Raw genomic sequence first — 12,186 nt, forward strand, 5'->3', positions numbered from 1 at the left:
ATAACTAAGGGAGTCCTGCTTTCGTTTCCACTCCCCATTCATATTATTTTCCCCTTTGTAAGACTCAGAAAAACTTCACTCATTCTTCATAAAATTCTGCTTCTCTAAGTACTTCAGGACTGTTTGTGAATATTCTTGGTGGGATTCCTTCGTATACTTGGCAATGGTATAGACTTGCGCAAGATTTTTTAATCCCAATCGTTCTGTCATTTCCTTGAGCCTTGGCACGTTCATGTAACGGTTCCAGCCCTTTTCATTTCTCTCTTTGTAGATTTCCAGAATGTCTTCATCTGAATAATCTTGATACTGGTCATAGTGGACAAGTCCATGCCTAGGCAAACGGTCGCGCGGGGCAGGGTTTTCCGCAGGATAGCCTAATGAATACCCGACAACGGGTACCACATTTGGCGGCAAGTTTAACAGTTCGCCAATTTGATCACAATTGGCAAGCGTTGAGCCCATATAGCAAATCCCAAGCCCGGCATTCTCTGCTGCTAAAGCACAATTTTGTGCTGCTAGCGTTGCATCTATGGCTCCGATCATAAAGCTCATGAAATTATCAAAATGGATCCCCGGCGCATCACTAAGCGCGAGCCATTTTCTCATTCTATTAAAATCTGCACAAAAGGTTAATAATATCGGTGCATCTACCACCATAGATTGCTCCATATGGGCGGAGTATAATTTTTCCTTAAGCTCTTTGTCTCTTGTGACAATAATCGAATACGTTTGCATATTGCCGCTGGACGAGGCCCGAATCCCCGCATCCAATATGTAATCCAGCAATTCTTGGCTAACTTCCCTATCCTCATATTCCCGTATTGACCTATGACCGAAAATAACATCGTTTAATTCCAAAGCTATAACCCCCTGGTGATATAATTATCACTATTATATCACTAGGGAGTCGGTTTGTTCGGGAAGCTAACTATTTTTCATGGATAATTCTTGGGGGGGTTCCCCACTCAGATTCAGGACTCGGACCACTTCAGGTTGAATTTCAAGAAGTATGTAGTTTGGATCTTTCGGACCTTCAAACCACTGATTAAACGACTCCTCCCAAATTTCATCCTTCAAGGCTTGGTCATCAGTTATGCTTGCGGTGCCAAGCATTTCTATAAAGGCATCGGTTTGCCCCTTTTGTTCATAGCCGAGCAGGACCGACACATACGGATTCTTTTCTATTTCCTCAACCTTTTCCGTATCCTTTTGCGTCGGTGTATACAATACTAACTCCCTGTTGTAGAATGTCATGTACCTTGCATGTGGTTTATTGTCCTCAACAGAAGCAAGGACACCCGTTTTATGTTTGGAGATGATGTCCAGCACCTTGGCTTTTAAATCTTGATCGCTCATGTATGTTCCTCCTATGTATGGTCTCACTATATTTTCTTCAAAAAATGAAAAAGTAAACAGATCAATATAGATAAAAATTCTTCGCAAGCACCAAGAATATCTCATCTTACCAGGGTGAAACTATTACTGGTGTGCAAACACCCACTAACTTCGATGCGGGGGAAATTACTATGAACATACGTGAAGGTTTAATTCCAACGGCGTTAGGGACAGCCGTAACAGCAACGGGATTGGCACTGAGACAGAAACGCGGTTCTAATAAGATGATTGCGGATACCGTCTTCGGTTTTGGTTTGGCACACGTAGTATTAGGAGTAATTGACCTTGTAGAACATCGGCGTTAAAAAAGGAAAAGGCGAGTGATCAAATGACTCGCCTTTTTGTTAATCAAATTTCACATTAAAAAACATTTGTTTGATCGCATCATAATACTTTTGTTTAAAGCTTGGGCTCATCGTTGCACTGAGGTGAAATTCAATCCCATCATGGAGGATGACTCCCTCATAGCTGTAATCCTCATCCTCCCGAATATATCCCTCGTAACCGGCTGCAGTGGTTACTTTTTCATAACCCGTGAGGTCAGGATGGTTTTCTGGCATGTAATTGCTCGCATAGGCTAGAACCTCTGATTCGTTCCCCGGATGCAGCGCCCGTCCATCGCCATTAGTCGGCTCAGCTCCAGGTTTCCATTCAGCTGGATAGTTAATCGTAAAGCCATATCTCTCGTTGTGATAGACCTTCCAGTTGACGGAGTCCTTTTTTGCCTGGGAACTTTCTTTCTCCGGACTTTCCGCCACGTTTTGCTTTTGTTCGTTAACGTTATTCTTTGCGGTTTCTGCCGTCTGCCTATGCTTGTTTAGTTCCTTTTTTATACTGCCGGGCAGGTCTTTCTCCTTTAGCAGTTGATCTGATTTTGTCAAAGCCTGGTCCCATTCCTTGTTATTAATGGCTTCTTCTACTTCAAACAAGGCTGTTAAATCATCATGGTATTGCTGTGCCTCTTGGTCTTTTGGTTCTTCCTCTAAGGCTAATTCAAGTAATCCTTGGGCTTTTTCAAACTCGCCCTGGGCCAGCGCAAGCTTTCCCTGTTCCATTGCCTTATCGTACGTGTCATTACCGCAACCGGCCAAAAGCAGGCATGACAAAACAAAAAACCAAAAATGTCTCATAGCTCCTCCTTTCAAAATGACAGCAGGAATTCTAAGCGTCTCCTTATTAGTGTGCTCAGAATTGATCAATTTAAAAGAAAAAACGGAGTTGATTTCCCTGGACAAAAAAAGAAAATGAAGAAAGTCATGATTGTATGGCTTTCTTCATTTTCTTTTTTATTGATCTTCTCTGGAGGATTTTCTAAGATCAGTTACGTCTGATTCCTCACCAAATTCGGTTCCATAATTAAGCTTGCCGCCATTATAGTTAGCCTGGTTATTTTGTTGGCTCGTGTCCGCCGCTTCCCATTGTTTAAACAGTAGGGTTAAGCAAGCTAGCCCGCTTAATCCGACCAAACCGTAAATCACTCTTGATAAAAACGAATCTTGTCCGCCAAATATAGCTGCTACCAAATCAAATTGAAAGAAGCCAATTAATCCCCAATTTATAGCCCCAATGATGGTCAGTAGTAAGGCAATTCTTAGCAGGGTATTCATGAACACACCTCCTTTTCCGTTTAGATGATGTCTTCCACATACAAATAATACTGTTCAGTGAAATTTCTCCACCTTACGGATATTATTTGTAAAATTATCATTTGTAGGAAAGGCGAATTTCATACATAAATACCCTGATTCCTCTTCATGTTGGTCGGCAAACCTTGGCGTTTTTCCATGGTCCCCTTGGTTCACCAAACAAAGTTCTGATAGATCCAATTGACCAGCGATAATCCCATTCCGATGGAGATGTTGATCCAGGCTAGAATCCGCGAGACTTTTTGTTCTTTTTTCTGGGCTGCCTTTTTATATTTTTTGACGTCTGTTGATAGAAGTATGAGGCCGGATAGGAAGAAAAGAATGATGATGTAGATCATATAACCGATATTCAAACGTACCTCATCCTTTCTAGTTTATTTCGCTTTCATGCCGACGCGGTGAATCTTGGCATCCACTTTCACATCGTACGTTAGCTGCTGAAAGGCTCTTGCCCAGTTTTCTTTTGTTTTTATTTCACTGTTCCAATACTGGGGAAGCTTTGCCCGGAAATGTTCCCCAAAACCGAAAACATCGGAACCGGCTGCTTGCGTCTTCGCAATTAATTTTTCAATCGATTTCTTCATGTCTTTGGCTGTTTCTTTTTCAATGCTCTTCAAGACTCTGGAGTCGTTTAACTTCATTTTGAAACTTGCCTTTTCATCGATTTCGCATTCATAGCGAATCTTTAGCCTGATGTGGGGCAGGCCGTTTTTTCGTTCAATCTTCATTTTGTTTTTCCGGCTCCTTACTCGGACCATGACCATTTCATCTGTGTCAGGGACTTGAACAAAGGCCCCGTACCCGCCTTCGCTGTCCCCTTTTACCGCCATAAAAACGCCGATTTCAAGTGGTGACGTTTTGCCAACCATCTTATCTTCCTTAAAGTAGGCAAGCCCCTTTAGCTCGATGATCCCCTTTTGCTTGATGGTTAAGTACGGAAGGTAAGCTTCCTGGCCTTTACTCGAGTAAATGGTCCAAAATAATCCGATAAAACTGGGCGGAAACCTGCCCAGAGCCGATAAATTATCCACCATATCGGCCAAATACAGGGAGGGAACCCGATCCAGGCCAGGCATTAGCTTCATATATTGAGAAGCAGCCTCTTTTGATACGACGAGCGCAGCGGTTCTTCGAATTTCCGGATTGCGCCGAAGTACATCATGCAGCCGTTTCGTTCCGCGCTTTGCCACCTTTTCATTTAGAACAATGATGCGTAAATGTCCGAGAAATACCTGATCGGCAATCTGCTGCTGAAGATTTATTAGGGCATCCTCCAATGTATGGCCTACGACACTCATGACCAAAACCGGCTTTTGTTCTCCTCCTTGGTCAGGTCCTAGCGGAATCCGCCCTGGAATCGCAATCTGGACGGTCATCTTCATCAATTTTCCCTTTGGCTTCAAAAAGCTATCTTTCAGGTGAGCAACCTCTCCGTCTTTCTTCTGATCGATTTCGTCGGCTTCATCAATTCCAATCGCCAAAACATTGGCACGGCGTTCCATTTCCATCGCGTCCCAACAGCCAGAAAGCAACGGGAGGAGGAGGAAAAATACCAGCACAAGCACCAAGCTATGTTTGTTGTGACGCACTTCCTTTCAGCCTCCTATTCTTCAAGAAATCAATCATCAGCAGCAATCCGGGGTACAAAATGGTAATCAACAATCCTGCTCTACCGACAAATTTAATAAACTCATACATTTGAAATATATTTTGCGGGAGCATCGCTAAAATAAAGATGAATGGAAAAAGGAAATAAGAAAGCATCTTGTGGTCCTGAATATGCAGCAGTTGTTTGATTGAATAAATCGTAAAAAAGTAGCTGGAAAATAAAGTGGTAAATACCGCTGTTACCCAAACAGCCAGAAAGATGACATCCAGCCTTTGCAGGACATTTCCAGGCACCGCTGTCGTTCTTGCCAATTCTAGCGTCGGCCATAGGATTTGCTTCATCTCCTCCGTTCCAAACACCGATACCGTCGCGATGACAAGCAGTAAATACAATCCGCCCGAAATAGAAATCCCCCAAAGGCTGGCCTTGATAGCCTGATTGGGATTTTTCATCGAGGGAATAATTATCGTCATAATAAACGAGCCCTGAAACAGGGCAGAAATGGTCAATGTCCCAATAAACATGTCCGGCAGATTAGTGCCGATAATCGGACGTAAATATAATAAATTGGCATTTTTTAACGATAAGGCCACCACAATTAAAACAGGAGCCAAGATGATAGGAAGATAAAAATTGTGAATGTACGAAAATACATTGATATTGTTTCTGCAGCTAATGCATGCGAGCAGCAGCATGACAATGACCGTGATTTCCAATGGCGTTTCCTGTAAAACACCAGCCACCACTACCTCGCCAAATTCACGGGCAGTAAGGCCGGTTAAGATAAAGAAAAACAGGATGACAAATAAGCTGCAAAACCGGCCGAGCCACTTTCCGATGATGTCTTCGCTATAGGTAATGATGGTCTTTTGCGGATGTCGAATCCCCAGCTGGGTAAGAATGACTAGACCAATCGCCCCTAATGCCAGTCCTAGAAACGTGACAAGCGGAGCCCCGGTGCCGCCTTCTTGTACAGCAAACAAGGGCAATGGCAGGACGCCCACGCCGATAATGGTGCTAATTAAGATCGCTGTTGCTTGAATTGTCGTGATCTTTCTAGTATTCATTTCCTGAAGCCTCCATTCCACTCGACTGCTATACCCTATTCATTCCCGAACTCGTTCCGCTTGATAGTCTTGCCTAATCGACTGCGGTTTGCGCCATGAAGAAATGAAGGTCTTTTTGGCATTAACCACAATGGGGCACGGAAAATGACATCTTTCATCCCCTGGTAGTTCTCCGGGGAAACTGGGGACATATACGGCACCCCAAATGATCGGAGCGACAGCATGTGGTTAAATATAAAGATGATGCCGATGACGACCCCATATAAGCCAAAAATTCCTGCCAAAATCATGATGGGAAATCGCAGCATGCGGAGAGCAAATGCGGCGGAATAGGCAGGAGTCGCAAAAGAGCCGATCGTGGTCAGGGCGATAGCCACGACGGTGATGGGGCTTGCCAAACCTGCTTCAACGGCGGCCTGCCCAACAACTAAAACCCCGACGATGGATAAGGCGCCGCCCACCTGCTTCGGCAAACGTACGGTCGCTTCCCTTAAGACCTCCATGGCCACTTCAATCATTAAAACCTCCACGACTGCCGGGTAAGGAACGCCCGCCCTGCCGCCAGCCACGGCGATGGCAAATTCGGTAGGCAGCAATTCTGGATTGAACGAAATGAACGAGACATAAAGCGCCGGAAAGATCAGCGAAAAAACAAGCGCCAGCATCCGGGCCATTCTGACAAAGCTGCCCATCAAAAACCTGGATGAATAATCCTCTGCTGTTTGATAAAATTGATTAAAAACAACAGGGACGAGCAAGGCAAAAGGGGACCCATCTACAAAAATGGCCACTCTGCCTTCGGCCAAATTGGCAACCGTTTTATCTGGCCTTTCCGTACTTTGAATTTGTGGAAACGGGGAAAAAGGATTATCCTCAATAAATTGCTCCAGATAGCCAACATCCATAATGGCATCGATATCTATTTGTGACAATCTTTTTTCTACTTCCTGTACTACGGTTTCCTTGGCGATATCTTTTAAGTAACAATAGGCAACGGTGGATTTAGTCAGACGTCCAATTTTCATTGTTTTGACTTGGAAATCAGGAGTTGGAAGACGATAGCGCAGTAAAGCGAGGTTGGTTTGGATATTTTCAATGAATCCTTCACGGGGCCCTAATATAATCTGTTCGGTCTCTGGCTGAGTAAGGGATCGCTTTTCCACGTTGCGTGTCCCAATACGGATGGCTTCCGTCATCCCGTCGACAATCAGCAAGGTTTCACCGCATAAAATATAATCGATTAATTTTTCCATATTCCGTTCAGGGTACGCCTGGCTATGATAGAGCGTTTCTTTTATAATCAAATCGGCTAATTGGCCTAACGGCCGGTTCCGATCCTTTAAGTGTTCCGGCACATACATAAGAGGTTTTAAAATATCATGATTAATACTATCCTGTTTTACTAAATTAGAAAAATAAAGAATCGCCGCTTCATACTGTCCAAAAACTTTGAAATACTTCATCACCAAATCATCACTATGGCCTAAAATTTGTTGGATTTCAGCCACTGTCTTATCAAGCGAAGCAGAAAGAATCGCATCAGAGCCAGGCTTTCCCCCTTCACGAAACGGCCCCTTTTCTTTGCCAATATCCGGTTTTTTCATCCGATTATTCTTCTTAAAAAAAACCACCATACCCGCCTCCCTAACTATAACATTCGCAAAATCACATAAAATAACCTAGGTCATTTTTCCTAGATTTAAAGCGGAGGGGCGATTCAATCGGAAGGAGCCAAATGGATATGGTTGTATAAAAAAAGTGCCTAGTCGCCTCCCGAATAATGTCAAGAAGAAGTTGACAAATTCAGGGTGGCGACAGGCACTTCAAGTTAAGTTCACCGCATTGGATTTGCGTTATGTGGCAGCACAGGGGGGCTGGCAGTTTCCCCTCTACATGATAGCGCTTTGGTTTGTGTATTCTTGGGGATTGCTAATCGCTTTTCCTCCTGCGCCTTCAAATTGGCGGCCCCACCCCGTTAGGACAGAGAACAATAGGACCAAGAACAATACCATGCAATAAATCATGCCGCCGCTGACTTGAGTTAGTGATAGTGGAGCAACAAAATCATATCCATCTGACAATAATGCACCGATGAAGACAAATACACTTAAAAACGGTACGACTAGCACAATAGAGTTAGCAAAACCATCAAGTAGATTGGCACGGCGATATGGATGCAGACCAATTCGCTTTCCAATCTCATTTTGGACCTTTCCAAATGTTGTTATCGATGCACTGGTTACACCACCAAAGATTAACGTTGTAAACGAAATCCCTACCATCATGGCGACCTCAGCGCCGCGAACTGTTTGGCCCATTTTGCTGTTAAGAATGCTAGACGTGACTTTCTCAAGCACACCGGCACCGTTGAGGACACCCATGATCCCGTACACGGAAATAACCAGCGTGACCGTTGCCATCATGCTGCTGATCCCGTCCGTTAGGAATCCTGCTGGAGCACCGTCTGCAACGGAGATAATAGTTTCGAAAGTTAACAGGTTAAAGGCCAGGCCTGTTATCGTTCCCAAAACAGTACCTATCGTAATCGCTTTATAAATGTCGCGGGTTTTCACTGCCACGATTAACATGACGGCGACCGGGACCAGCATGACCAGTGTGGCTGGATTCATGTTCTTCTCGAGAATATCCGAAGCGCCCGCGCCTGCCGTACCTCCGCCACCTAAGAACCAGAATAAAACAAACGAGATTGTCCCTGCTGCCAAGGAATACTTTAGCCGAGTGGCAACACAGCCTCCGATATCAGCAAAACCTTCTTTTTTGGTATATTCTTGTGTTCCTGCAGAAATGATGGTCGTGTCCGATATAGGCGCTAAGTTGTCGCCAAAAATAGATGCACTGACGATGGCGCCAGCAAGAACGGCAGGGTCGCATCCCAACAATACTCCTGCCGGATAGAAAATAGGGAAGCAAGTAAACATGGTTCCGATTGATGACCCAGTGGCAGTCGAAATGACACAAACGGCTAAGAATGTAAAGGCAGTGAATAATCCTCCATCCACGCCAAGTAAACTGGCAAGCCATACGAAACCCGACGAAATGTTAGCCGCTTTGATCAGTGCCGAGAACATCCCGATGACAAACAGCAGGATGGCAATCGGTACGGCCTCCTTTACGCCATCATAGACTGAATTCCAAAAACGTTCATAGTGGCCCTTTTTTACAAAAATTGCTCCAACCATGAGCGCGACGAAAGCACCCATTGCGAGTGCATACATTTCAAACGCTTTAAAAACGATAAAATACAGGATGCAGAAAAACAGAAAGATCACCACTGGAATAAACGCAGTGCCCCAGCCGCCTCTAAATTCAAGTCTTTGATTCATACTAGAACTCTCCTCTTCTATACTAAACTGTCTATTCTAAACTAAACATCCACTCTCACTTACTTTTCATTTAAATTCATCTTCATAATATTGCGATATTTTGAGCCAACCGTACGCTCTAACTCAAAAGGCTCGCCGTCTAATATTGGATAGTTGTCTAAGAATTGTTTTATTTCTTCGATTTCGGAACGGTCAAGCTCGAAAGCAAATATTTGCGCATTTGACTCCACATGCCTGCTATTTCTAACGCCAATAATGGAAGCCCCCACACCCTGTTGACTTAAAATATATTTTGTCGCAATCTGAGAAACCTTGACAGAATGCTTTGCAGCGATTTTTTGCAGCAATGACAATAATTCCTGATAGCCATCCCAACCCAAGGTATCCTCAATTACCTGAAAATATTTTACATGTGAGCGCGTTTCAGGTTGAATCGATGGTTGGCCGATCCATTTTTCCGCTAACAAGCCTCCCGATAATGTACCGTAGCACAGCAGAGAAATTCCATTGCTAGTACAATAATCTAGTAACTCTTTTTCCGGACGTCTATCAAAAACGGAGTATTGATTTTGACAAGACACAATAGGGATACCGGCATCAACGAGCTCGCTCAAATGCTTTGTATCAAAGTTTGTAACAGCGATATTACGGATCTTTCCTTTTTCTTTCAGTTTCAACAGATCTCCCGCTGTCTCGATATAGCCGGGCACATTGTAATCCCACCAATGAAACTGCACGAGATCCAATACCTCTCGTTTTTGACGTTTGAGACTTCGGTCAATGATTTTTTCTGTATAGTTATAATCGACCTCACTAAGCAAATTGATATCCGGTACATACTTCGTATGAATTTGAATATCTTGTGGTGATAGGGTGCTCCCGTGTTTTAGTTCCGTTAAAAATTCACCGAGGAACTCTTCAGTACCTGTATAGATATCTGCACAGTCAAATGTCGTAAATCCTCTTTCAGCAAGCATATGGAAGGCTTTCATGACATCTTGCATATCTAATTTTGTTTGTAAGCTATGGCCTTCCGATAGCTGCCAGCACCCGTTGATCACCCTGCTGATCGTATAATCTTTAGCTAATTGAAATCGTTCGGCCATTATTGTCTATCTCCTTTATGTATAGGTTCTATTGTGCAATCCCCATGACTAAATTCTTTCGTCCCGATCCGCGTTATTTTAAATCTAGCGCCACAGTTTGGATCTGGGCAGGCAATCACACTATCAGACAACATCCAGTCGTTAGTGTGTAATTCTCGCTGCTTTGCAGGCAGCAACGGTAAAATAGCGCTTAAGGCATACATGGAAAATGAATTCGTTTCCGGAAAGATAAGGTCTTCCCCGATAACTAAGAAATAGTCACCTTCCTTATGTCCGCATACCATTGGTTTCTCTGTACCAATGACCTCTACTTTTAAGTTATAGAGCGTAAATTTATCATCCATGTACATGCTCCTATCCTTCATAAAATAAAAAAACACCTGTCCTTAAATATTCATTCAAGGACAAGTGTTTAACTTGCGGTACCACCTTGTTTGGTATGGTCATCCATACCCTCTCAGCAGAGTGCTTGCACACCCATAGCCCGATAACGCTGGCTCTGCGTCTAAGCTACTAAAAAAATTCTTTCACTTCGCCCTCGGAGGCCCACTTTCTGTTACGTCATCTTTCCGGCTTCCACCATCCCGGATTCGCTGAGAGATCGTTTAACAGTTTTACTCCCTCGTCTTTGGTTTACAGAAATGTTAGCATCATCGATTTTTATTGTCAAGAATAATATTAATATTAAGACAAATGAAAACAAAGGGAGTCTCCCTGGTGGTAACGCTATTCCATACTTTTTCAAACTAAGGTTACAACGCTAGAAATGTCTTAATGAATCACCCAGTTACTGCATTGGATTGGCAAAATCATTGATTAAAATCTGGACTTCGTCGTTTACGTCAATTTTTCCAGGCCGTTCTACTGCGCAGACGATTCCCCGCCTCCGGTAGCCCGCTTTGACAAACCGGGAAGACAATTTTTCATGATCCTGATACTGCTTTTGGATTTCATCCCCTGGGAATGTACAAGGAAGATTTTCTCCCATACAGATCAATCCTGCCCCACTTGGAAATAGGATTCGCGAACCGATAGTAAGCTTCGTAAATTCTGAAAATCCCTGGATTAGGAGGTTTGCCCCCAACCACTCTGGAAGCACCACTTCTACTCCTAATTCTTTGGCAATCTGGTCCAGTTCTTCCTCAGACACAATCGTAATCTGACGGCGGTTCAGGATTTCGGTGCCCCTTGGATACATCGGCTGCCGAGAATCTGCTTTGCTGGTTATCCCAAAGTGACGGTCACCAGGTATACCTCCAAATTCCAAATCCACTTCAGAAATCCTTCTGGTTACAAACGTTTCTGGATGATCTGCGAGTAAGACCGCTGTGATGGTTGCCTTTGCTTTTTTCATAAACATAACTCCCTTTAATCATGCTTCTTCCAATTTATCACAATATTTATGGTGCTCCAATAGGTTCTTTTGGTGTATTAGCGTAGTCGAATGGTTAAAATCTTGGGTTTACCTGCTCCAATAACGTTTATTGGCGTAGTCGGAGGGGGAAATTTCGGGGTTTACTGCCCCAATGGACCCCATTGGCGTGGTTTTAGGGGGAAATTTCGGGGTTCTGTTCACCAATTAGACCCTAAGAAAATTATATCTGCGGTGTTTCACTATATATCTGCGATAATTCAGATATATCCGCGGTAATTTGAGTTATATCTGCGATAAATTAAATATATCTGCGATCATCCCATTATATCTGCGATGCCCCATTTTTAAAGCCAATGACCCTTTTAAAAAACGCAAAAAAGACAACCATATTTCAGGTTGTCTTTCGCTGGCCCGGCAACGTCCTACTATCACAGGGGCTTTCGCCCCAACTACCATCGGCGCTGAGAAGCTTAACTTCCGTGTTCGGGATGGGAACGGGTGTGACCTTCTCGCCATTGTTACCGGACTATTTATTTTAAAGGGTTCATTCCCTCAAAACTAGATAATGCAGAAGAAGTAGTAAAAACGAGTTTCGCTTATTCATAAAATATGATTTGGTTAAGTCCTCGATCGATTAGTATCAG

At 43.6% G+C, this 12,186-nt stretch carries 13 protein-coding genes, 1 rRNA gene and 1 other annotated feature; of the genes, 1 reads left to right on the plus strand and 13 read right to left on the minus strand.

From position 1 onward, the window contains the following. Window positions 1–75: 75 nt before the first annotated feature. Both M3234_RS27570 and M3234_RS27575 read right to left on the minus strand, forming a co-directional pair. Window positions 76–858: a nitroreductase family protein gene (locus M3234_RS27570; RefSeq protein ID WP_262307738.1), complete on the minus strand. Its 783-nt coding sequence runs from the start codon at window positions 856–858 to the stop codon at window positions 76–78. 66 nt (window positions 859–924) lie between these two features. Further along, window positions 925–1,356 (minus strand): pyridoxamine 5'-phosphate oxidase family protein, encoded by a 432-nt coding sequence (locus tag M3234_RS27575; RefSeq protein WP_262307739.1) that lies wholly within the window; start codon window positions 1,354–1,356, stop codon window positions 925–927. Between the two features lie 170 nt (window positions 1,357–1,526). On the opposite strand from M3234_RS27575, the gene M3234_RS27580 reads away from it, so the two are divergent. Continuing rightward, window positions 1,527–1,700 (plus strand): asparagine synthase, encoded by a 174-nt coding sequence (locus M3234_RS27580; protein ID WP_066322226.1) that lies wholly within the window; start codon window positions 1,527–1,529, stop codon window positions 1,698–1,700. Between the two features lie 39 nt (window positions 1,701–1,739). Here M3234_RS27580 and M3234_RS27585 read toward each other — a convergent pair whose 3' ends face one another. The 11 genes from M3234_RS27585 to rrf all read right to left on the minus strand — a co-directional run bounded on the left by M3234_RS27585 (window position 1,740) and on the right by rrf (window position 12,068). Continuing rightward, window positions 1,740–2,525, minus strand: a complete 786-nt coding sequence (locus tag M3234_RS27585) for a hypothetical protein (RefSeq protein WP_262307740.1) — start codon at window positions 2,523–2,525, stop codon at window positions 1,740–1,742. Window positions 2,526–2,681: 156 nt separating this feature from the next. Next, window positions 2,682–3,002: a DUF378 domain-containing protein gene (locus M3234_RS27590; protein ID WP_262307741.1), complete on the minus strand. Its 321-nt coding sequence runs from the start codon at window positions 3,000–3,002 to the stop codon at window positions 2,682–2,684. A gap of 191 nt (window positions 3,003–3,193) precedes the next feature. Beyond that, window positions 3,194–3,394: a CLC_0170 family protein gene (locus M3234_RS27595; RefSeq protein ID WP_262307742.1), complete on the minus strand. Its 201-nt coding sequence runs from the start codon at window positions 3,392–3,394 to the stop codon at window positions 3,194–3,196. 21 nt (window positions 3,395–3,415) lie between these two features. Next, window positions 3,416–4,630, minus strand: coding sequence for a Ger(x)C family spore germination protein (locus tag M3234_RS27600; protein ID WP_262307743.1), 1,215 nt, complete (start codon window positions 4,628–4,630; stop codon window positions 3,416–3,418). Beyond that, entirely contained in the window at window positions 4,611–5,717 is a 1,107-nt protein-coding gene (locus M3234_RS27605; RefSeq protein ID WP_262307744.1) for a GerAB/ArcD/ProY family transporter, read from the minus strand. Before M3234_RS27605 ends, M3234_RS27600 begins: the two co-directional genes overlap by 20 nt. 35 nt (window positions 5,718–5,752) lie before the next feature. Beyond that, window positions 5,753–7,351 carry a spore germination protein gene (locus M3234_RS27610; protein WP_262307745.1) on the minus strand — a complete coding sequence of 533 codons (1,599 nt, stop codon included), beginning with the start codon at window positions 7,349–7,351 and terminating at the stop codon, window positions 5,753–5,755. A gap of 255 nt (window positions 7,352–7,606) precedes the next feature. Further along, window positions 7,607–9,061: a Na+/H+ antiporter NhaC family protein gene (locus M3234_RS27615; protein ID WP_262307746.1), complete on the minus strand. Its 1,455-nt coding sequence runs from the start codon at window positions 9,059–9,061 to the stop codon at window positions 7,607–7,609. Between the two features lie 59 nt (window positions 9,062–9,120). Next, entirely contained in the window at window positions 9,121–10,167 is a 1,047-nt protein-coding gene (locus tag M3234_RS27620) for an aldo/keto reductase (RefSeq protein ID WP_262307747.1), read from the minus strand. Further along, on the minus strand, window positions 10,167–10,511 hold the full coding sequence (locus M3234_RS27625) for a TIGR04076 family protein (protein WP_262307748.1): 345 nt from the start codon (window positions 10,509–10,511) through the stop codon (window positions 10,167–10,169). The genes M3234_RS27620 and M3234_RS27625 overlap by 1 nt, the downstream gene beginning before the upstream one ends. A gap of 53 nt (window positions 10,512–10,564) precedes the next feature. Beyond that, window positions 10,565–10,805: a binding site (T-box leader), on the minus strand. A gap of 149 nt (window positions 10,806–10,954) precedes the next feature. Then, complete coding sequence (locus tag M3234_RS27630; RefSeq protein ID WP_262307749.1) at window positions 10,955–11,521, minus strand: MOSC domain-containing protein; 567 nt, start codon at window positions 11,519–11,521, stop codon at window positions 10,955–10,957. Between the two features lie 430 nt (window positions 11,522–11,951). Further along, a 5S ribosomal RNA gene (gene rrf / locus M3234_RS27635) occupies window positions 11,952–12,068 on the minus strand. Window positions 12,069–12,186: the final 118 nt, after the last annotated feature.

It is taken from the genome of Neobacillus niacini, assembly GCF_023715785.1.
In the GTDB taxonomy this organism is placed as follows: Bacteria; Bacillota; Bacilli; order Bacillales; family Cytobacillaceae; genus Neobacillus; species Neobacillus niacini_E.

Bases quoted from the DNA above. Each gene is read 5' to 3' on its own strand.
- M3234_RS27585 (WP_262307740.1), bottom strand. From the start codon at position 2,525: ATGAGACATTTTTGGTTTTTTGTTTTGTCATGCCTGCTTTTGGCCGGT.
- M3234_RS27625 (WP_262307748.1), bottom strand. From the start codon at position 10,511: ATGGATGATAAATTTACGCTCTATAACTTAAAAGTAGAGGTCATTGGT.
- M3234_RS27590 (WP_262307741.1), bottom strand. From the start codon at position 3,002: ATGAATACCCTGCTAAGAATTGCCTTACTACTGACCATCATTGGGGCT.
- M3234_RS27610 (WP_262307745.1), bottom strand. From the start codon at position 7,351: ATGGTGGTTTTTTTTAAGAAGAATAATCGGATGAAAAAACCGGATATT.
- M3234_RS27580 (WP_066322226.1), top strand. From the start codon at position 1,527: ATGAACATACGTGAAGGTTTAATTCCAACGGCGTTAGGGACAGCCGTA.
- M3234_RS27575 (WP_262307739.1), bottom strand. From the start codon at position 1,356: ATGAGCGATCAAGATTTAAAAGCCAAGGTGCTGGACATCATCTCCAAA.
- M3234_RS27605 (WP_262307744.1), bottom strand. From the start codon at position 5,717: ATGAATACTAGAAAGATCACGACAATTCAAGCAACAGCGATCTTAATT.
- M3234_RS27630 (WP_262307749.1), bottom strand. From the start codon at position 11,521: ATGAAAAAAGCAAAGGCAACCATCACAGCGGTCTTACTCGCAGATCAT.
- M3234_RS27615 (WP_262307746.1), bottom strand. From the start codon at position 9,061: ATGAATCAAAGACTTGAATTTAGAGGCGGCTGGGGCACTGCGTTTATT.
- M3234_RS27620 (WP_262307747.1), bottom strand. From the start codon at position 10,167: ATGGCCGAACGATTTCAATTAGCTAAAGATTATACGATCAGCAGGGTG.